The organism is Fischerella sp. PCC 9605, from assembly GCF_000517105.1.
Taxonomy (GTDB): Bacteria; Cyanobacteriota; Cyanobacteriia; order Cyanobacteriales; family Nostocaceae; genus PCC9605.
The window spans coordinates 1,670,631-1,691,865 of the sequence record NZ_KI912148.1 but is presented as its reverse complement, the minus strand read 5'-3'; the positions used below and the strand labels follow the sequence as shown (position 1 = coordinate 1,691,865).

Genomic DNA, 21,235 nt, shown 5'->3' with positions numbered 1-21,235 from the left:
AAAATCCTTTGCTCTGGTATCATTTTCTGTAATTTCCTGTTCGCTAGGAAATTAGTTGAATAAAAATCAAGTACTTTGACACTAAATGAGGAGTGAAATGGGACTTAGCGACGAACTCTTGAACCCGAACAAAAGGACTATGGTTGTGGATGACTGCTGCAATATGATAGAAGCACAGCTCGCTTCCAAGTCAGGCATAAGCGGTATAGCTCTGAAAACTGCCTTCGCCGCCCTGAAGGGGGTCAAGCCAGGATACATCCCCTATGTCGTCGATCTGCTCCTGCCAGAGTGCTTTACAGCACTTGATCCCATTTGGAGTGAAGGCGTGGACAAAGGCGACCCAGTTGGGCATCTGGTTGAGAGTCGCTCTCGTACAGCAGACGCACTGCTTAGCGTTACCGATGCAAAGGCCAAGAACGTAAAGCGCCAAATCGTGCGAGGAACGTATGAAAAGTTACGCAGTTCAGCCAAGCAACACGTGGAAGAGGCAGTGCCAGACTTTGCCAAGGTAATCGATAAACATACCAAGGCATAAACGAAAAAATCAGGATAACAGTTGGAGGTGCACTACCACCTACCACTGTTTGTAACCGTAGGCTAGGTTGACTAAGTAAAGCTGACGTTCGTGTTAATCTGCTGTTATAAGCTTTCACTGATTTCAATCAAGTGTCATTTCTAACTTTGATTTATACTTGCGATTATGATCTTGTGCGAAAGGCATGAGGGTCTAACTTGAAAATAGGGAACTCTTAACAGAGAACGCTTAACAGGGAAGAGAGATTTTCATCTTTTGCTGTGCGCTCCGGTGCATGGGAGTCTTGCACTATTCTTTATAAGAGCTAGAGGCTCTGTCGTTACTAGGTTGAACCTGATAACGAGGGTTTGGAGGGTAAGAATTTGGATTGAACTTTCATTTACAATTTAACGTCTGATATCCAAATTCTATTAAATGTGATGACGGCTCCATCATATCCCCGTTGGCTTCACCTTTGTTTGCTGTTGGTTTGGCTGCTCATCGGCATCGGCTTACGCTTAACCAACCTAACAGCAAAATCCCCTTGGACAGATGAATTTTCTACCTTGGTGTTCAGCCTGGGAAATAGTTTTTTGCCAGTACCGTTAGATCAACCTATAACAATTGATGTTTTATTGCAGCCACTGCAACTGCAACCCGCCACAACAATTAAAGACGTATTGGCACATTTATTTAGTGAAAGCAATCATCCGCCTCTGTACTTTGCGCTAACTCACCTGTGGCTCAAACTGTTTCCCACACAAGCTGATATGGTTTCTTTGTGGGGAGCGCGATCGCTTGCTGCTATTTTTGGGGCAGTATCTATTCCTGCTATTTATGGTTTGAGCTGGCTTGCTTTTCGTTCCCGCTTGGTGAGCCATCTAGCTGCCGCAATGATGGCAATTTCACCTTATGGCATCTTTTTGGCACAAGAAGCCCGTCATTATACTTTAGCTATTTTGTGGGTAATTGCTTCCTTCGCTTGCCTGGTAGTTACCGCACGCCACATCCAAAAGCACACCCAGTTACCCATTTGGTTAGTATTTTCTTGGGTAGGAATTAATGCTTTAGGTATTGCAACTCATTACTTCTTCGCGCTTACTCTCTGCACTGAAGCCGTTGTTTTGATTTTTCTGGCTTGGCAACAATGGAAACAAGGGAACAAAGGGACAAGGAGTAAGGGGCAAGGGGCAATAGAAGAAGTTCCCAAAATACCCAATACCCAATCTCCAATCCCCAATGCCCCTCCTTGGCGACGTATCTACGCGGTCGCTGTTGGCACTTTTATAGCAAGTATAGTTTGGCTACCAGTATTTTTACATAATACACATGGTAATAAGTTAACAGATTGGATTCAGGGCGATCGCGTCGGTATTGCTTGGATCAGCCCAATTTTCCAAGCGATCGCGGCGTGGATTACGATGATTTCTTTGCTACCAGTTGAATCACCACAGCTAGTTGTGGTGATTATTTCTGGTTTGGTGATGATAATTTTCTTTATTTGGGCAATACCAATTCTGGTTAATGGCTTGAAAATACTGGTTTTGCAACCACAAACTCGTTTAATAACGCAAGTGTTTGTTAGTGCGATCTTGGCAGCGATCGCTTTATTCTTCTGTTTCACTTACTTTTTTGGCATTGACTTAACACGAGGCGCTCGTTATAACTTTGTATACTTTCCCGCTGTCATAGTTTTAGTGGGAGCAAGTCTGGCAATTTGTTGGAACACACCCCTCAAAAAGAAGGGGGGAGTAAGAGAGTGGGGAAAGGGAACATGGAGAGTAAATGGAAAAATGGTTGTGGCAATTATTTGGGTAATGGGATTGGCTAGTGCTATCACCGTTGTTTGCAATCTGGGTTATCAAAAATACTACCGTCCAGACCTATTTATACAACTTATTCAAAAAACATCCCAAGTGCCAGCTCTGATTGCTACCACCCAAAAAACTCACGTACAAATTGGCGAAATGATGGGCGTAGCTAGAGAATTCAAACTTCAAAATTCTCTCTCTTCCACTTCCTCCATTTTCCCCCTCTTCTTTCTGGCTCATCAAGATCAAGATCTCAATACTTCCACTACAGCCCTCCAAAGCACCTTAAAGTTACTGCCACGTCCTTTTGACTTATGGCTGGTAAACTTTTATGCACCTGAACCAGAAGCAATCAAAAACTGTATTGCTGAAACTCGATCTTTACCAGCAGTAAATGGTTATGAATATAAAATTTATCACTGTAATTCATAAACTTCTTGCAAAAACGCAGATATATTGGTGATTGGTGATTGGGTACTAGGTATTGGGAGAAGATTCTTCTTATTTGCTAATACCTAGTCCCCAGTCCCCAGTCCCTATTACCCATTACCTATTACCTATTACCATTATTTGGAACACCCACTGGTGACAAACCAGCGATCGCTCGCAAATTTTGACAACGAATTAACTCAATAAAATCTAAAGCAGAGCGACTTTCAATCTTGGCGACTGTCTCTATCGCAGATAACAGATATTGTGCTGCTTCGGCTTCCGAGTAACCCCGCCGCTGTGCTACTTTAATAGCGGTGGCATCGGCGCTGAGCTGTGACTGTTGAGAACGGTTAATGGCAGCAATGCGATACACAGCCAAACTAGTTAATCCACCGGCTACAACCACACCTATCGCATCTGTTTGGAAGAATTCTACCAATCCACCCAAAAGCCCAGCAACTGCTAAGCCTTGATAAATATCTGGTTTAAACCATTTTATCTCCGTTAACCAACTAACTGTCCGCAATAGCAACAAATCGCGTTGTGATTTTGTCAATCGACGCCACAAATCAAAATTAATATATATTGGTCGCTCCCTGTTCCAAGGCAGGGGAAAAGAAACATCAATCACTTTTGCTTGCTCAGGTTTGCTGACGATTTTGGTCATCATCCTAGCCGAAGCAGGCATTACATCATACAAACGGCGAATTTCAACGGTTGGCTCCATATTAAGTAGAAGGCAGAAATCACAAACAACTCAGCTGCGATCGGCTTTCAGCTAGCATGAATCTTTTGATATATGCTTAGGATATTTACATACTCAGTCTATTGAATTTTAAGGTATAAGTCCTAGTAAATATTGACTCTTGACTCTTGACTCTTGACTAATAACTAAATGACTATAGATGCTTTTGCTTCAATCCCACCTGAATGGACAAATAAGGCAATTCATGCTCGTGAATTTTGCTGTCCCAACTGCCATGCCAGCAGTCTAGAAGCCATGCAAGTATGGATTAATCGCCGTTCTCCTGTAATTACAGAAGAATATCGCCGCAAATGGCAAGAGTTTTACCAGTGCAACTGCGGTTGTGTTTGGTGGGCTTGGAGTAGCGATCGCCCTCCATCTAATTTTAATAATCAATAGTCATTGGTTAGTAGTTAGTAGTTAGTAGTTAGTAGTTAGTAGTTAGTAGTTGGTGGTTAGTAGTTATTTCTCCCACTCTCCCACTCTCCCCATCTCCCACTCCGCCACTCTCCCCATCTCCCCATCTCCCCATCCCCTACTCTCCCACTCTCCCCATCTCCCCATCCCCTACTCTCCCACTCTCCCACTCTCCCCATCTCCCTATCCCCTACTCTCCCACTCTCCCCATCTCCCTATCCCCTACTCTCCCACTCTCCCCATCTCTCTATCCCCTACTCTCCCACTCTCCCCATCTCCCACTCCTCTCCATTCCCATGCAAAAGCCCGCCAAATGGCGGGCTTTTTTTCATCACTTGTATTTATTACAAACCAGTTTTAGAAAGTGAAGGTGGTACGAACTGTTCCAACGTAGACGGTGTCGTTGTTGTCGTTATGCTCAGGATTTAAGATCATCAGAAAACCAGGGGTGATGGCAACATTGTTTGTGAGCTGATATCTATATAGCGCTTCTAGGTGATAAGAGGTGTCTGGATCTTCTCGACCACTAACATCATTGTCGCTAACTTTGGGTGGCTGACCAAACTGAAGACCAAGTACGCTACCTTGCGATCCAAAGTCTCTGAAAGCTACGTTAGCCATCCAGTAGTAAGAATTTGCATTGTCACCGTCATCAGCACCGACGTCAGGATTGTCACTCTCAGCTTTTGCGTCGGTATAACCAAACCAACCACCAAGGCTTAATCTGTCACCTAGTTTGACGTTAGTTTGTACACCGTAGTGATTGGCTGAAGTAGCAGTTTCACCAAAGGGTTGGCTTGCAAAGTCACTACCTGTAGATGCAAATTGGTTTACACCACCTACACTATTTTGATAGGTACGGGCGTAAGTCAGACCGATGTTGAATGTTTCACCAGGCTGATAAGCTACCTGAGCGAGTGCAGCATAGTTACCATCAAAGAGGCCTGCTCCTTCCTCAGGACTGCTAGCGACGTTATCACTTCCACCAGCTAGATAACCCACAGATGCAGAGAAAGAACCTTTAGGATTGAAGGTCAAAGTTGCACCTGCACCACCAGAACCTTGGCGGTAGATGGGGCTGAAACGACCATAGCGGGAAATAGAACCTTTACCGGAGCTAGCAAAGTCAGGGCTGAAGTTGTTAATGTTTTCCCAGAATTCACCGTTGTTAGCGTCTACTTTGATTCGTACAGAGTCGCTTAGGTTGAAAGCATAGTTGATTTTATCGATTTCAACGCTGTTGTCGGTATCATTATCAAAGGAGAGACGGGCCATGTTAGTGCCAGTTGCGTCATTCAGATTAGGCACATTGCCAGCTTGTAAACGGATTTGCAACTGATCTGAACCTGTGAAGCTGCTGTTAAAGCTCAAACGAACCCGATCTGAAAAAGTAAAATTCTCGTCTACATCTTCGCCGCTGTCGTCAGCCTTCTCTTCACCGAACGCGCCAGCCAAGTTGAAAATCGCTTCCCCAACTAGCTTGGTGGTAGTGGAAAATTGATTTGCCTCCAACTCGGCAGTGCGAGCTTCCAGAGTATCTACGCGACCGCGCAGAGTAGCCAGTTCCGCAGAAAATTCTTCTTGCAAGCGCTGTAAGGTAGCCAAGTCTTCTTTGGTGACTAACTCAGCTGTTGCTGTTGCAATCAGTTCGTTGACTCGGTCTAAGCAAGCATTTAAACCTGCGGCAAACTCATAACGGGTCATGGGACGATTACCGCGATAAGTACCGTTTGGATAACCTGCAATACAACCGTAGCGCTCAACTAAAGACTGCAAAGCTTGGAATGCCCAATCTGTGGGCTGCACATCGGAAAACTGAGAAACAGATGTTACCTGATCCATGGTGTCACCAGACTGTTGGGATAACTGGGACACAGAGGTCACATCTTGGCTTATTTCTTGATTTACTTCCGCAGCGAAGGCGCTGTTTGTAGCCAACAATGTAGCAGCTAAGGCAACTGGACTCAGTTTTAGGACGTTCCAGAATGGTTTTTTCATTTTGTTTATCTCACTCACACCTACTGGAGCAAATCATGATAAAATCTCTTGAATATGTTTATTTTATGAGACTTTACCTTTGATTTTCAGTAATAATTCTACCAAGATTAGGGGTGGTTAACGCAACTTTTCTAGCGCACTTTTTTAGTGTTTTCTAAATACTTTTATTTTGGTAAACGCAAAATTATTCTACGTTTATGACGTAACAGATTACCCTCCTCCTCAAACTGTTGGAGGAGGCGTGTTACCGTTACCCTAGTTGTATTTAATACCTCTGCCATTTCTTGGTGGGTAACATTAAGGTCAATAAGTTTACCTTGTTCTACATCGCGACCAAATTTTTCACTTAACCACACCAAAAATTGCCACAAACGCAGGGAAATGGGTTTTCTATGTACAATACTCAAAAGTTCCTCTGCCTGTTGAATGTGGAGAATCAAGGCATTAACATCTTGATTCCAATGATGTGGTGGCACTAAGCTCACTTCCACACTGGTCAAGCATTCTATCTGGTAAGGCTTGACTCTGGACAAAGGATAGCCAATCAGATCTCCAGATCCCCAATACCCCAGAGTAATAAATGTTCCGTCTTCACTCCAAGTTAAAGTGCGAACTGCGCCACGTTCAATTCGCCACAACACGTCATTGCGTGGTGGAATTACTTCTCTGCGGGTGAATAACCTTTGAGGTAGATTTGCCGATAAGTTAGACTTATTTGAGCCAACTGTGTTTTGTGTGCGACTGCTGGGATACATCATTAGTAGGATTTGATAATTGTTAAGTGTGGAATAGCTTGAAACAGTTCTCTAAGGTGCTCTGGTAACTGCTACATGCCTGTGCTCGCAATCGGTTTTATCCAGTTGAAACTTCCCATTAGCTTTTGAGTTCAAATTCAACCAAAAGATAGATGTCATAGGCAGGAGGTTCTCGTAGGCTTGGAATAATTGATTTGCTATGACTAGAGAAGACATAAAAAAACCTGAATTAAAATCCAAAAGAATCAGTCTTGCATTCGTCTAACAGATCCAATAAAGGTGATAACCCCTGTGTTAGCTGTGTAAGTACTATATTTAGGTGCGGTTTTCCAGGCGTGGTTAAATCATTGGGAAGACCCCGTTTTAGGTAAAATTGATGCTTTCGGATACTATTGTCAGGTAAATTTGATACTTTGAGAGAAATAGATTATTAAAAGTTTACTCGCAACTGACAGTAAAGCAAGCTTAGTTGTGTAGCTTAATCCTTAATTATCGGTTAATAATTATTGCATTCTCAAATAATTAAGAATTTTTTCAAATACTTCCAGCTTTAACTACGGCAACAACCGCAGGTTTTGGAGGTGCATCAGTAGTTTTACTAGGCCAATTTGAGCCAATAGGGACTTGACGAGTTTGCACAAATTCTTCACCTGTTGTGGTTGCGATCAGGAATTCTCTGGTTTCTAAAGCTTGGTTCTTGCGAGTACCATTAGCCTCTCCAGGATGTTGTATAGCAAGAAACATTGTTTGTTCATCTGAAGTAAAGCAAGGCCCTGTGACTTCACATTCCATAGGCCCAGTTCCAAACAAGAAGGCTTTACCGGCATCTTCACCCTTAGTGGGAATAAACCAGATAGTGTTGTTGCCGAATAAACCAGATATTGCCGCAGGTTTACCATCGTCATCAGTGCGATTTTTAACAGCTTTATTGAGTTTTCCTGTGGAGGTATCTGTCACCATCCAAACATTGCCGTTTTTGTCAAGTAACAAGTTATCTGGATTGGCAAAACCCATACCGCCAGCGGCTGGTTCACCACCAGTGGCTAACATTTGCCAGCGGAACGTCAGCGCTGCTGGATCGTTGCCGTCTTCTGTTAGACGCATCACCCAGCCATACTCGTAAGGGGTTTCTGCTTTTGGGCCTTTAAATATTCTGATATCCGGGCCACCTTCTCGATCGGGAGAACCAGAGGTAAAGCTAATGTATAAATCACCATTGGGGGCAATTTCCGTGTCTTCCGGACGACCAGTGCAGGTTGCACCAACAGCATTGGCGGCGTAGTGAGCATCTATTAATATCGCGCCTTGTTTTTCTTGGGCATTGCCAGCATAGAGGTCGCCCAATTTCTGAAATTTTTGTTTATATTGGCCAATCTCTTCGTCTTTGGTCATTGGGAAATAAAAGCTTTCAACGGATTCTGGTAATTTGAAGAGGGTTTGTTTGTCGGAATCTTTGCTAGTTATTGCTTGCGGACTTTTTGGTAACGGAATCAGGTTCCCGGCAACGTGACTGGGAAGATCGGGATCTATTGGTGTATCAGCTTTTAACGGTATCCAACGACCAGTACCATCAGGGTTAAATTTGGCAGCGTAGAGCATTCCTTCAGTAAGTAGCTGGGAATTAGCTCTATTTTTGGGATCTTGGACTTTGTCGCTACTCACAAATTTGTAAACGTGTCCACCTCGACGATCGCACCCCGAATAAAAAGCAAGTGGTTTCCCCGCCTCCACGCGCACACCCACTGCTTCATGGCGATAGCGTCCCAACCACGTGTGTTTAGTACCGTAGTCATTGGGGTTAGCTGGATCGACTTCTACGATCCAGCCGTATTTATTGCCAGCTAATCCAAAAACATTACCCTGTCCGTATAGTTCCTCGTCATCCAAGGCAAAAGGTCGTTTGCCAGGAACTAACGAAGTTCCATCAGCGTATACTGGTTCTGGTACTTGGGACTGAAAGTTTTCTTCTGCGCTGAGAACTGTACCCCAAGGAGTTGTGCCACCAGCGCAGTTGCCAAAACTACCAATAATGCGATCGCCTAATTTATCGATGTATCCTTGTCCCTGCTGTCTGCGAAATACAGCCACCGCAGGCCCGGTTGCCTTTAGATATCGTCCATCATTTAAACCGGAAATGCCAGAAATCCGCCGATCGTTTTGAGAATTGCTCCGTTCCCACTTACCATCAGCAGTTTTGCGAATTGAAATGACACCTAGTCCTTGATCTAAAAGTGCTTCTTGAGATATTTGCCTGATTTTGACTTTAATTGGGTCATGATCAGGCAAAGCAAAAGCATTGATTTCGTTTTTACCTGATGAGTTGTTTTTCAGTGCTGCTTTGACTTCCTCAAACGGCAAAGATTTACCAATGACTTGTTCGTAAGTTTGCATCCAAGGGATGGCGCTGATGTATTCAAAGTTGACACTGAGGTATCCTTCGTTTTCACCAGTTGGAACAAAAGACAAATAGTCGTTGTTATAACCAAAGCGACTATCACCGACTTTATCGCCCCAAGCAGCAATGATTTGGTATTGATAACCTTCTGGCAATACCAAATCATCCACAACTTCGTATGTGCTGTATTGTTCTTTCTGCTGTTCTGGTTTGAAACCAGCAGTTTCTAGGGGTATCGGCCCTTTAATTGGTTTAAATGCTAATTTAGCCTTTTCCACTGGTGCAGGAGATGGATTTTTGATACATCCCCCTAGAGAACTCAGTGCGATCGCACTTGCACCCCCACCCATAAACAGCAAGAAATTTCGACGTGTGATACTCATCAGTTTTGTTGATTACACAGAGCCGTTTGTAAGATGGCAAACATTTTGAAGTTGTCTTTGGCTAATTTAGTAGTCAAAGTTTAAGAACAGGTAAGCTTTAGGTAAATTTTACGTTATCTATACAAATATAGTTATTTAAATTACATAGCAAAGGCGCAAGATTTTGCGCCCTTAAAAATACTAAAGTATATGGTATCTGTAATTTAATTCAACAAAATCGCTAAAACCTTTATTAATAACCAATGACATTTTACTTAGCTGCGTTGACCAGTAACAATATATGCCACTCGTTGACCAATGTTAGTGGCGTGATCTGCCATACGTTCCAAATGACGAATTACTAGCACGAGCAGTAAAATTGGCTCGACTACGCCTGGGATATCTCGTTGGTAGGCTAAAGTATCGTACAGATGCTCGTAAGCGCTGTCTACAGCATCATCTAGTTGTTTAATACTACGACCGCTAACTTCATCTAAATCAGCCAAAGCTACTAGGCTAGTTGCTAGCATAGCTTGGGCATGGTGCGACATCAAGGCAATCTCCGGTAAACATGGGTGGGGCGGATAGGGAAAGATTTTAACTGCAATTTCAGCTAAGTCTTTAGCATAGTCGCCTATGCGCTCTAAGTCGCGCACCAGCTGCATAAAGGCACTCAAGCAACGTAAATCTTGAGCGACAGGGGCTTGCAGCGTCATGATTGCCGCGCAGTCTGATTCTATTTGTTTATAAAAGCGATCTATTTGTTTATCTATATGGGGAAGTTCCTCGGCAGCTTTTAAGTCACGGGCAAATAAAGCTTGGTGACTCAGGCGGAACGATTGTTCTACCAAAGCTCCCATACGTAAAATATCGCGCTCCAAGCGCCTGATTTCACGTGTTAGTTGGGATCTTTTAGAGTTGGGATCGTAGATAAGGGCTTTCACGCTTGCAGTCTCAAACATGAAGATATCTCTAAATATAGTCTCGGGTTTAAGAATTTGCCATTACCTCGGGAAGTATAATCTGTATCCACGCACCACCTGTAATGGGATGATTCATGGCTTTGATAGAACCGCCATGAGCAAGGACTATTTGGCGAACGATCGCCAAACCCAAACCACTACCCACTATTCCTGTTGAACTACTTTCTGCTGCTTTCACACGAGAACGTGCTTGATCTCCCCGATAAAATCGTTCAAAAACATGGGGTAAATCTGCTTCGGCAAAACCTACTCCTGAGTCAATGATATTGATTTCTAGATTGGCTGGTGTATTTAGTTTACCGTTATCATTATTATCCAAACAGATAATTTTTGTCTCAACACTAATAGTCTCTCCAGGAGGGCTGTATTTGATGCTATTGTCTAGTAAGTTGAGAAAAACTTGGAAAATGCGTGGTTCATCTGCATTAATCCAGAGATTTTCTAGCCCTGAGTAGGCAAGCTGGATTTGATGACGCCCTGCCATAGGTTCGAGAGTTTCCCAAACTTTGGCAATTAGCGATCGCACTTCCACAGGTTGGCGATTGAGTTTGAGGGTAGGATCGGTTTCTAATTGAGTTAGTTCTAACCAGCTTTGCACCAAATTAATCAGTCGGTCAACTTCTTGCAAGAGGCGATTAACCCAGCGATCTAAAGGTGGTTCTATGCGAAGTTGCAAAGTTTCCACTACCAGACGAATGGAAGTCAGTGGCGTTCTTAATTCGTGGGCGAGATCGGAAAGGGCGCGATCGCGTGCTTGGTTAATCTCCAACTGCGCTTGGCGATTTTCTAAGAATACTCCAACTTCTCCTTCGCTTAAAGGTAAGCCAGTGGCTCGCAATACCAGAGGCTTTACTTCTAATATAGCTGTGGCACTCTCACAAGAGGGGTGAAATACCCACTCACTCACCTGAGACTGCTGGCGATCGCGAGTTTGTTCTATTAACTGGTCAAGTTCATAAGACCGCACCAACTCCAGTAACAAGCGTATCTGTCCTGGTTGCCACCTTTGCAAATACAACATCTCCCGTGCTTGCTGGTTGCACCACAGCAGTTGATTTTCTTCATCCACCTGCAAATATCCCACAGGTGCTAACTCCAACAGTTGTTGGTAATTTTGCAGAATTTGCAGCAAGTCTTGCCGTTGCTGCCTTAACGAGGCAATTTCATGTCGCAAGCGCGGGATCAGCGGTAGCGCAATATCAGAAGGCTGCGATTTTAACGAAGGCGGTATTGTTCCGACAATGCGACGTAGTCGCACTAGCTGAAAAATCCAAAATCCAAGTCCTACAGCCAAACCCAAAAGAAAACTCTGTACTAACATCACAAGAAGTTGTTAGTTACTGTCGCAAAAATGATAACTAACAACTATCCAAATCTATAACCAAAACCGCGAACAGTTACTATATATTCTGGGTGACTGGGATCTTGTTCTAATTTTTCGCGTAACCAACGGATGTGAACGTCTACTGTTTTACTATCCCCAACGAAATCAGGCCCCCAAACCTGATCGAGCAACTGCTCCCGCGACCATACCCTACGGGCATAACTCATAAATAATTCTAAAAGGCGGAACTCCTTTGGAGACAAACTCACCTCCTGACCCCGAACCAGCACGCGGCACTCTTGCGGATATAAAGTAATCTCTTTGTACTGTAATGCTGGTAATTGCGGCAAACTACTCAAGCGTTGGCGACGCAGCAAAGCGCGACACCGAGCCACTAACTCCCGCATACTAAAAGGTTTTGTGAGGTAGTCATCTGCTCCTACTTCCAGTCCCAAAACGCGGTCTGTTTCACTACCCTTGGCACTTAACATCAAAATTGGTACTGGATTACCTTGATAGCGAAGCAAGCGACATATATCTAAACCATTAATTTGAGGCAGCATCAAATCCAGAATTACTAAATCAAAAGTAGCTTCTCCTGAGTTTGATTCAAAACTTTTTAATTGTTCTACAGCCGCACGTCCATCTGTCGCTGTTACTACCCCATAGCCTTCCTCTTCCAGTGCTAGAACTAGCATTTCCCGGATGAGTTCTTCATCTTCAACTACTAAAATACGACTTCTTTGACCGATGTCCGTTGTGGGGGGATACTTTGTTGATTCACTAGTGTACATCGATATTCACAGAATAGCGGCAATGTGCTTGTATAAATATCATTATTTATTATTCAGTGCATCTACGCTTATTTAGTTGTATAATTTTTATTTTTGTGTAATTTATATGACAGCAGACTATTTATATTATAAACCATATAAGCAATAAACATATAGCAATCTTTTATTTAAAGACTGTTAGTAAGCGAATCATCACTCATTTTTAGGCGTGGAAAGCCTGACTGTAAGGGCTTTAGCGCCAACTTGATGAATTTAGATACATATTAGCTTTATAGTTGATTGATGTTTATTTTTTTGCACCGAATATCTACTAAATAATTTTATTTTTTACTCAATGCGATGCAATTTTAAAATTTATTGAGTGTTAAGTAGCGATCGCTCACTCCTAATAGCCGCAATTTCTACCAGATTACCTTAATTATTTCCTTTTTCCCTTGCCCTCTGCTCGATCGGAATGTGAATTTGTTTCGATAGTTACATTCGATCTATACTGTCGAGCCTTAGTGTTATTCATCGCATCAAAGGTACCTTTAATAGTGCCAGCAATTGGCACAGCAACAAGCGATCCCAAAAATCCAGCAATCTCGAATCCCATCAAAATCGCCACAAAAATCCAAATGGGATTAAGTCCGATAAACTCTCCAAGCAACTTTGGCCCTAAAAGGTTATCTTTAACTTGCTGCATAACGATCGCTGTAATTGCCACTTGAGTTGCTAACCACCAATCTTGCAGCATGAGCAAAATTGTGACGCTACCAATGCCTAGAGTCGCTCCCACAAAGGGAATGAGTTCAGAGACGCCGATGAAGATGGCAAATACCAGCGCAAATGGTACTTTCATTATTAAAAAAATAGGAGTGAGACTCACTACCATGAACACACCCAACAACAGTTGAGTGAGAAAAAAGTTTTGAAAATTCAGCCGCAAGGATGCAGTCAAAGGTATGCGAATATGAGGCGGTAAGAGATTGACGAGACTATACCAAACGCGATCGCCATACAACAACATATAAAACGCCAGCACAACTACTAACACCACATTCAGTAATCCAGACAGCACCGTTCCAGCAAATCCCACGGCACCAGAAGGTATGTGTTGCACTAAAATCTGAATGTTGGCATTAATTTGTTGATTAATAACACTGAAATCAAGAGGTAAACGTCGCTTTTTCGCTAATTCTTCAAGTTGCTCCAAATTCGCTTGACTAGTGGTTAACCAATCAGGAATCTTATTTAATAGTTGGTTTGTTTGCTCTATGACCATTGGTACTAGCGTTACACCCAAGATTATCAGCAGGGTCAAAGTCACCAGCAATACAATAACTACCGCTTGCGTGCGAGAAACGCCAGCGCGTTCAAAGAACTTAACTGGGTAATTCAGCAAAAAAGAAAGAATTGCAGCAGTGCTGAGAATAGTAATAGGATGCTGAAAATAACTAAATATAACAGACAGCAGCCAAACGTTGAGCGCGATAATCGGACCGCTCAAGCCGTAGATTACTAGATTTTGAAGAGAGGTCCAACGCCGCATTTGATGAAATGTATGTTAAAAACTTCTTGGCAGAGTAGGTAAAAGCTACTTGGCGCTGATTATCATCATAGTTACTTTTTACATATAGATAGATAAGTTTAAGTAATTACCAGGAAGCATAACCAAATGGACAAAACTGTAGCTGACCTTCGCAAAGACTACACTTTACAGGGTTTGAGTGAAACTGATGTTGACCCCAATCCTTTTATACAATTTCAAAAATGGTTCGACCAGGCACTAGCAAGTCAGTTGCTAGAACCAAATGCCATGACTCTAGCTACCACTACCCCAGATGGAAAACCCTCAGCAAGAATGGTATTGCTAAAAGACTTTGATGACCGGGGCTTTGTGTTTTTCACCAATTACAACAGTCACAAAGGGCAGGAGTTAGCCGAAAATCCCCAAGCTGCCTTAGTTTTTTGGTGGGCAGAACTGGAACGGCAAGTCCGTATCTGTGGACATGTGGAAAAAACTTCCCAAAACGAATCAGATGAGTATTTCCGCAGTCGTCCTTTCAACAGTCGCCTTGGTGCGTGGGTATCCAATCAAAGCGAAGCGATCGCCAGCCGCGAAGTCCTTGAGCAAAGGTTGCAAGAACTGCAAGCCAAATATGCAAACCAGGATGTACCTCGACCGCCTTACTGGGGAGGCTTGCGCGTGATCCCCACACAAATAGAGTTTTGGCAAGGACGCTCTAGCCGCCTACACGATCGTTTATTGTATACTCGCTTAGAAGATGGTACTTGGAAAATAGAGCGTTTGTCACCTTAGTATATAGAGCGGCTGCCGTCCATATCATTTTCTTCATCAGGATCGTCAAATGGGGGTATTTCTCCCACTACTTTCGGGAGTGATACAACACCTCGGGTTACTTCCGCCTCTACAGAAGGTTGAGCTTGAGGAGGTGTAACAACTTTTTTTCTAAGTTTTGAATTTCTAGTTTCGCCGCTTGTATAAGATTTTCTCTACCAGTGAGCAATTGTGCGATCGCACCAGCAACCCGTATCCGCAACTTAACAGTTGGATCTGTAACTCGCTTGAGTGCTTCTTGATAGTAAGCGATCGCTTGCTGGAGGTGATTAACTGACTCGATTTTGGTGTAACAGTGATTGTGGGAGTGGCAGTTGTCTGTGGATTAGGTACAGGTGTTTGGGAAAATGCCGTTCCAGAATTGACAACTAATAAGGTAAAAATTAACAAAAGTTGTGCTTTCACAATTTTGAATGGATGTTATTCGTTGTTTGGTGTTTGTTGTTTGGTGTTTGTTGTTTAGAAAAACCAACAACCAACAACCAACCACCAACCACCAACTATTAAATGTTTATTGACCTTCAGTTGTTGCTGTTTTAGCAGCAAATTGAATTCTGGGGTCTGGCATAAAGTTGTATCGCAGGTAAATTCCTGCCCAGACAAACAGAATAATTAACAAAGTACCAATACCTAAAGGACTGGGAAGCCAAAAGATAGCTTCTATGTGATTGAGTTCACCAGGATTGAGCTTCCACACCAGTTGATTTTTATTTTTTTGTGGTTGAGGAGCATTCTCAGTTCTTTGAATACTTCTTGCACCCCAAGGAGTCTTTAAACTAAATTCCAAATCGAGGATTGAACCAGCATTAGCCAAAACATTACCGTTGCTAGAAATCAAGGCGAGCGATCGCAAATCCAAATCATATATTAAGTGATTCCGCACTAACAGCAAGAAATTATTTTGATCCAAAAGTAAATTTGACTCTACCTTAGGCAGTTCTGAGGCAGATTCCCTAACCACAGATTCGGCTTTTTGATTAGTATTAGGGTGAAAAAATCCATTGAATTTTGTTTGTAATTCTTTAGCATTAGTGAAAGGAATGGTCACAATAATTTCTTCCTTAGAAGGTCGCCGGACTTTGCCTTCTTCTTGACGAGCGCGACGCTCTATGCTGTTTAACCATTCATATACTGGATCGCCACTAAAACTGGTAAGGCGTTCTCCCAACTTAATATGCTGCACCAACTCACCACGATTGGAATTATCAAAACGCACCCCCACGTCATAATCTACACAACCAGACAGCAATAGAGATGCCACAAGCACAAGGCAAATGTATCTGAACCGCACCAAACTCCTTACAAAAGTAGAAAAATGCATCATTAAATCTCCAAAAGTCAATAGTTAGTAGTTAGTGGTTAGTGGTTGTAGAGACGTGCCATGGCACGTCTCTACATTGGTTAGTAGTTAGTAGTTAATAATTATTCCCCCACTCTCCCACTCTCCCAATCCCCAATCCCCAATCCCCAATCCCCATTTCTAAAAATTCAACCAAATTAAACTAACCAATGTTAGACCAATAGCAATTAATGCTACCCAGATAAAGCGATTATCCCTGGTATTGACCTGGCTGAGATCAACAAATTCTTGCTCAGAGGGCTGCTTGCGACCAGAGGATTTGGTATTATTGGCAGAAAAGTTGATTTTGCTCTCATTGTCAGAAAGAGAGCTAAAATCAGGAATTTGGGTCATCCATTCCTTAGGACGTTGCAACCTTGGGGCTTTGAGGATGTATTGCAAACGCCTTGCTTCTTTGCTGGTTTCTGAATGAGGATGGCGTTTGAGTTGTTCGCAAAGGGCGATCGCATCTTCTGTACGTCCCGCTGCTTCGTAAGCCGTTGCTAACCAAATTTGTACTTCACCCCCAAGGCGGGTGTTACGAGCTAAAAGAGCGCTTGCTTTTTCCAGTTGTTCAATCGCTTGTTGGTATCGCCCGCTTTCAAAGGCTATTCTCCCTTGCTGGTAGCGATTTTTGGCAATTTCTATACTTTCTGAAGTCACGTTTCGCTCACAAATCAGCACTGCCTTCATTGTGCCAATGGCAGCAGCGTTTTTGGAATCTTTTTAGCTGGCAATAGGGTAAAGGGATTTTTCTTTTCCTTTCCCCCTTACCCTTTCACCTTTTTCCCTCTTGTTTACCCCTTCCCCTCATAAATTTGCCTTCTTCAAGACATAAACTGAGAACCAAAAATCATGCTGCCGATACCGCCATCGGTAAAAATTTCTACTAGCAAAGCGTGGGGGATACGACCATCGATGATGTGTGCAGCGCGCACCCCTTGAGCAAGCGATCGCACGCAACAATTAACTTTTGGAATCATGCCACCGCTAACTACACCATTGGCAATCAATTCCCGGGCTTCTTTAATATCTACTTTCGGAATCAAAGTAGATGGATCTTTGTAATCTTTTAAAATCCCCCGCGTGTCAGTTAGCAAAATTAACTTTTCTGCCCCCAGCGCTGCTGCTATTTCTCCGGCTACGGTATCGGCGTTAATATTATAAGCTTGTCCGTTGTCGTCAGCAGCGACACTGGAAACTACGGGGATATAGCCACTGTTAACCAGTGTCTCCAAAATCTTGGTATTTACATTGCATACTTCCCCTACAAAGCCGATGCCTTCTTCACCTTGGGGACGGGCTTTAATTAAGTTGCCATCTTTACCGCACAGTCCCACTGCTGAACCACCAGCTTGGTTAATCAAAGAGACAATTTCTTTATTAACGCGACCAACTAAAACCATTTCCACTACATCCATTGTGGGAGCATCAGTGACACGCAAACCGTTCTTAAATTGCGGCTCTATTCCTAGTTTATCCAGCCAACTGTTGATTTCTGGCCCACCACCGTGTACGACAATTGGTCGCAAACCCACACAAGATAAAAATACGATATCGCGGATAACTTTATCTTTGAGGTTGCTGTCTTTCATGGCTGCACCACCGTACTTGACAACAACGGTTCGACCTGTGAACTGTTGGATGTAAGGTAATGCCTCACTCAGTACTTTTACGCGAGTGGCTGCATCTTGCCGGATGTACTCAGTATCATTGATCGTCATGAGGAGCTATTGATAGTTAAATTGGTACTCTCAACAATTTCTCATATAAAACAATATTTGTTGCTAATATGTTCGTGCTGGTTCACTTGGGGTGTAAGCGTATAAAGGATATAAGAGTGTGAGGATATGAGGGTAGCAGGAAAAATCATTCACCTAGACGCCCACATCTCCACACACTTGCTTACCAATACTCCTACATCTTGAAAGTAAGAGCTAAAGCAAAGCAAGACGATGCTGCAAATTGAACAGGTGTTACGCGATCGCTATCAACTTATAGAAAAACTCGGTGAAAGTGCGGGTCGTCAAACCTGGTTAGCATGGGATTTATCTACTCAAGAGCAAGTAGTCGTCAAAATGCTCATTTTTAGCGACCAAATGCAATGGGAAAATGTTAGGCTTTTTGAGCGAGAAGCCCAAATACTCAAAAAACTTAACCATCCGCGTATTCCTCAGTATCGCAATTATTTTTGTTTTGAAGACCGAGTAATCCAATTTGCCTTAGTCCAAACCTACATACCCGGTTCCTCGCTTAGGGAATTACTGGCAAAGGGCAGGGTGTTCACCCCAGCAGAAATACGGAAAATAGCTGCCGAAATTTTGAAGATTTTGATATACCTGCATAGTTTGAGTCCAGTTGTATTGCATCGAGACATTAAACCCAGCAATATATTGTTGGGGAAAGATTCCCAGATTTATTTGCTAGATTTTGGCGCAGTGCAAGACCGGGCCGCCAGAGAGGGAGCTACTTTTACAGTGGTAGGAACCTATGGCTATGCACCTCTGGAACAATTTGGCGGACGGGCGACTCCTGCGTCCGATCTGTATGCCTTAGGCGCAACCTTAATTCATCTGTTGACGGGTATTTCACCAGCCAATTTACCACAACAAAATTCTCGCTTACAGTTTGCCCACTTATTAAAGCTCAATCCTGGGTTTGTTCGCTGGTTGGAACAATTGACAGAACCAAATTTAGAAAGACGCTTTAGCAGTGCTAAAGAAGCACTAAAAGTGCTCAAAGCAAATCAGGCTGGTATGTCTAGGTTAATTCGTCCTCAACCAGCAGATAGCCAGATTCACCTGCAAAAATCTTCTGGTCACTTGCAGATTCAAATCCCCGTGTTATGGCAAAAGACATTAGTTGACCCTAAAAACCTAGCTGCAATGGTGGGACTGCTGATTTGGTCATACCTGGTTATTGGTGCGTTTGGCTTTAGTACTATCCAAGGTTGGATCTGGCTGATAGCAAGCCTCTTGCTGGCAGCTTGGTTTCTGTTGCCTAACTTTGTAGAAACTAATATTTACTTTGACCATCAGGAGTTTGAAATTGAATCGAAATTAATGGGTCTTTGCTTGCGAACACAGCGAGGAAACGTTTTAGAAATAGACAAAGTATTTAGCGGTGAAACTGGTGGCTATGGTAATAACAAAGTACCTGAAGTAACTTTGGCTGTGGGTGTGCGTGAGTATTCCTTTGGAAAATTGAAGCCACCTTTGAGTAAACAGGAGTGCCGTTGGCTAGCAGCAGAAATTAGGCATTGGTTGGGGATTGGTTAGTAGTTAGTAGTTAGTAGTTAGTAGTTAGTAGTTAGTAGTTAGTGGGTAGTAGTAAGCTTTCAACCTGCATAATAGTAGCGGGCAGGATACCCGCACTACAAGAGAATAATCTAAACACATCATTAAATTAAATGTTTAAGCTAAAGCACATTTAAATTGCACAGTTATATTTTCTCAATCTCTTGTGGGGTGGGCCGGACAGCCCGCCAAAGTAATGCAAATTAGATGTGGAACAGCCGATCAGCTTATTTTTGCATCACAAACTACTAACTACTAACTACTAACTACTAACCACTAACAATGTTTAATGAGGAATTTGGGGATGCTAGAAGCAGGAGAGATACTTGGTAATCGCTATCAACTTCGGGAAAAATTAGGACAAGATGCTAGTCGTCAAACTTGGTTGGCACAAGATTTGGCTACACAGCCTCAAGAAAAAGTTGTTGTCAAATTGCTAATTCTCAGCCCCCAAATGCAGTGGGATGAACAAAAACTATTTGAGCGTGAGGCTCAAGTGCTAAAAAATCTCAATCATCCCCGCATCCCCAAATACCGAGATTACTTTGTTTTGGAACACCAATCTAGTTCTAAGTTTCCCTGGTTTGGGTTGGTGCAGAGTTACATTCCCGGAGTATCTCTCCAACAACTACTGAATCAGGGTCAACGCTTTTCTGAATCACAGATAGAACAAATTGCCGTTGAAGTTCTCAGTATTCTGGTGTATCTGCACGAACTTAACCCGCCTGTGCTGCATCGAGATATCAAACCCAGTAATTTGATTTGGGGTGAAGATGAACGGGTTTACTTGGTTGATTTTGGTGCAGTCCAGGATCAAGCTGTGCTGGAAGGCGCTACCTTCACTGTTGCCGGTACTTATGGCTACGTACCGATGGAACAGTTTGCTGGTCGAGCAGTTCCCGCTTCTGACTTGTATGCCTTGGGTGCAACTTTAATACATCTATTGACAGGAATCTCTCCCGCTGAACTACCCGATCAAGATGCACGCATCCAGTTTGTCGACCAAGTCAGCGTTGATCTGGGTTTTGTGAATTGGATTGGTAAACTTACAGAACCAGATGTAGCAGAACGGCTGAGTACTGCACGAGTAGCGCTCAAAGCACTGAAGAACAAAAACGCCCTCAGTCCACCCATTACCAGTCGCAAGCCTACAGGTAGTCAGATTCAAATTAAAAAGTCTGCCAGTCAGCTAGAGATTAACATTCCCAAACGTGGCGGTAAAGCTTTCAGATTGTTCTACGTGATTGGGTTAATAATTCCTTTTGTCTGGCAACTGCCAGAATTGATCAATTTCCTAACAGCAGGAGGCAGTTATAAGCCGTGGTTATTTTTGTTTTTCTCTGTTGTCATGCTGTTTGCAGTACTGGAAAGAATTTTATTACCTTCCTTTGGACACACCGACCTTTACTTTGATCGCAAAAATTTTGAAGTTAGGTGGAAGTTATTTGGTTTGTGCTACAAGCGGCGCCGGGGTAAAACTGCACTGATTAACAAAATATACCAAGAGGAAGTTAAGCAGGGTTCAGCCCCCAGAGGAGTGACCATAGAAGTGGAAGGAGAAAAATTCACCTCTAGTCCTCTTTCGACAGTAGAACGCCACTGGCTGATTCAGGAGATTGGGGAATGGCTGGACTCAATTAGGTGTGGGGAGATGGGGTGATGGGGTGATGGGGTGATGGGGTGATGGGAAGAGGGGGAGATGGGGAGAGTGGGAGAGTGGGGGAGTGGG

19 protein-coding genes are annotated in these 21,235 nt (G+C 43.2%); 7 read left to right on the top strand and 12 right to left on the bottom strand.

Features of this window, described 5'->3' with window-relative positions; all coding sequences use genetic code 11:
- The first annotated feature begins 97 nt into the window (after window positions 1-97).
- Together FIS9605_RS0109755 and FIS9605_RS0109750 are read left to right on the top strand one after the other, a co-directional pair.
- Complete coding sequence (locus FIS9605_RS0109755; RefSeq protein WP_026732430.1) at window positions 98-535, top strand: DUF6918 family protein; 438 nt, start codon at window positions 98-100, stop codon at window positions 533-535.
- A 419-nt stretch (window positions 536-954) separates the two neighbouring features.
- Window positions 955-2,757, top strand: a complete 1,803-nt coding sequence (locus FIS9605_RS0109750) for a glycosyltransferase family 39 protein (RefSeq protein WP_026732429.1) — start codon at window positions 955-957, stop codon at window positions 2,755-2,757.
- Between the two features lie 121 nt (window positions 2,758-2,878).
- On the opposite strand, the gene FIS9605_RS0109745 is transcribed toward FIS9605_RS0109750, so the two are convergent.
- Entirely contained in the window at window positions 2,879-3,484 is a 606-nt protein-coding gene (locus FIS9605_RS0109745) for a DUF3318 domain-containing protein (RefSeq protein ID WP_026732428.1), read from the bottom strand.
- A 168-nt stretch (window positions 3,485-3,652) separates the two neighbouring features.
- Between FIS9605_RS0109745 and FIS9605_RS0109740 the strand changes: the two genes are divergently transcribed.
- Together FIS9605_RS0109740 and FIS9605_RS46575 are read left to right on the top strand one after the other, a co-directional pair.
- Window positions 3,653-3,901 carry a hypothetical protein gene (locus tag FIS9605_RS0109740; protein ID WP_026732427.1) on the top strand — a complete coding sequence of 83 codons (249 nt, stop codon included), beginning with the start codon at window positions 3,653-3,655 and terminating at the stop codon, window positions 3,899-3,901.
- 52 nt (window positions 3,902-3,953) lie between these two features.
- Window positions 3,954-4,280, top strand: coding sequence for a hypothetical protein (locus FIS9605_RS46575; protein ID WP_442854692.1), 327 nt, complete (start codon window positions 3,954-3,956; stop codon window positions 4,278-4,280).
- On the opposite strand, the gene FIS9605_RS0109725 is transcribed toward FIS9605_RS46575, so the two are convergent.
- From FIS9605_RS0109725 to FIS9605_RS0109695, 7 genes are all read right to left on the bottom strand, one after another.
- A complete protein-coding gene (locus FIS9605_RS0109725; RefSeq protein ID WP_026732426.1) occupies window positions 4,277-5,917 on the bottom strand; it encodes an iron uptake porin in 1,641 nt (546 codons plus the stop codon). The genes FIS9605_RS46575 and FIS9605_RS0109725 overlap by 4 nt on opposite strands.
- Before the next feature lie 164 nt (window positions 5,918-6,081).
- Window positions 6,082-6,675, bottom strand: coding sequence for a Crp/Fnr family transcriptional regulator (locus FIS9605_RS0109720; protein ID WP_026732425.1), 594 nt, complete (start codon window positions 6,673-6,675; stop codon window positions 6,082-6,084).
- Window positions 6,676-7,206: 531 nt separating this feature from the next.
- The gene (locus tag FIS9605_RS0109715) at window positions 7,207-9,450 is read right to left on the bottom strand and encodes a PhoX family protein (protein ID WP_026732424.1); all 2,244 of its coding nucleotides are present in this window, start codon (window positions 9,448-9,450) and stop codon (window positions 7,207-7,209) included.
- Between the two features lie 254 nt (window positions 9,451-9,704).
- Entirely contained in the window at window positions 9,705-10,391 is a 687-nt protein-coding gene (gene phoU, locus FIS9605_RS0109710) for a phosphate signaling complex protein PhoU (RefSeq protein ID WP_026732423.1), read from the bottom strand.
- Between the two features lie 28 nt (window positions 10,392-10,419).
- On the bottom strand, window positions 10,420-11,733 hold the full coding sequence (locus tag FIS9605_RS0109705; protein WP_026732422.1) for a sensor histidine kinase: 1,314 nt from the start codon (window positions 11,731-11,733) through the stop codon (window positions 10,420-10,422).
- 44 nt (window positions 11,734-11,777) lie between these two features.
- The gene (locus FIS9605_RS0109700) at window positions 11,778-12,530 is read right to left on the bottom strand and encodes a response regulator transcription factor (RefSeq protein ID WP_026732421.1); all 753 of its coding nucleotides are present in this window, start codon (window positions 12,528-12,530) and stop codon (window positions 11,778-11,780) included.
- A 418-nt stretch (window positions 12,531-12,948) separates the two neighbouring features.
- Window positions 12,949-14,061: an AI-2E family transporter gene (locus FIS9605_RS0109695; protein WP_026732420.1), complete on the bottom strand. Its 1,113-nt coding sequence runs from the start codon at window positions 14,059-14,061 to the stop codon at window positions 12,949-12,951.
- 126 nt (window positions 14,062-14,187) lie between these two features.
- Between FIS9605_RS0109695 and pdxH the strand changes: the two genes are divergently transcribed.
- Window positions 14,188-14,832, top strand: coding sequence for a pyridoxamine 5'-phosphate oxidase (gene pdxH, locus FIS9605_RS0109690; RefSeq protein ID WP_026732419.1), 645 nt, complete (start codon window positions 14,188-14,190; stop codon window positions 14,830-14,832).
- Window positions 14,833-14,997: 165 nt separating this feature from the next.
- Here the strand turns inward: pdxH and FIS9605_RS42550 are convergent, their stop codons facing one another.
- From FIS9605_RS42550 to argB, 4 genes are all read right to left on the bottom strand, one after another.
- Window positions 14,998-15,276 (bottom strand): hypothetical protein, encoded by a 279-nt coding sequence (locus FIS9605_RS42550; protein WP_155960390.1) that lies wholly within the window; start codon window positions 15,274-15,276, stop codon window positions 14,998-15,000.
- Between the two features lie 106 nt (window positions 15,277-15,382).
- Window positions 15,383-16,192: a DUF3153 domain-containing protein gene (locus FIS9605_RS0109680; protein WP_026732418.1), complete on the bottom strand. Its 810-nt coding sequence runs from the start codon at window positions 16,190-16,192 to the stop codon at window positions 15,383-15,385.
- Between the two features lie 159 nt (window positions 16,193-16,351).
- Complete coding sequence (locus FIS9605_RS0109675) at window positions 16,352-16,873, bottom strand: tetratricopeptide repeat protein (protein WP_026732417.1); 522 nt, start codon at window positions 16,871-16,873, stop codon at window positions 16,352-16,354.
- Window positions 16,874-17,037: 164 nt separating this feature from the next.
- Window positions 17,038-17,934 (bottom strand): acetylglutamate kinase, encoded by an 897-nt coding sequence (gene argB / locus FIS9605_RS0109670; RefSeq protein WP_026732416.1) that lies wholly within the window; start codon window positions 17,932-17,934, stop codon window positions 17,038-17,040.
- A 231-nt stretch (window positions 17,935-18,165) separates the two neighbouring features.
- Here argB and FIS9605_RS0109665 point away from each other — a divergent pair, with 231 nt between their 5' ends.
- Together FIS9605_RS0109665 and FIS9605_RS0109660 are read left to right on the top strand one after the other, a co-directional pair.
- Window positions 18,166-19,488, top strand: coding sequence for a serine/threonine protein kinase (locus FIS9605_RS0109665; RefSeq protein ID WP_026732415.1), 1,323 nt, complete (start codon window positions 18,166-18,168; stop codon window positions 19,486-19,488).
- Window positions 19,489-19,810: 322 nt separating this feature from the next.
- Window positions 19,811-21,166 (top strand): serine/threonine protein kinase, encoded by a 1,356-nt coding sequence (locus FIS9605_RS0109660; protein ID WP_026732414.1) that lies wholly within the window; start codon window positions 19,811-19,813, stop codon window positions 21,164-21,166.
- The last annotated feature ends 69 nt before the right edge of the window (window positions 21,167-21,235 follow it).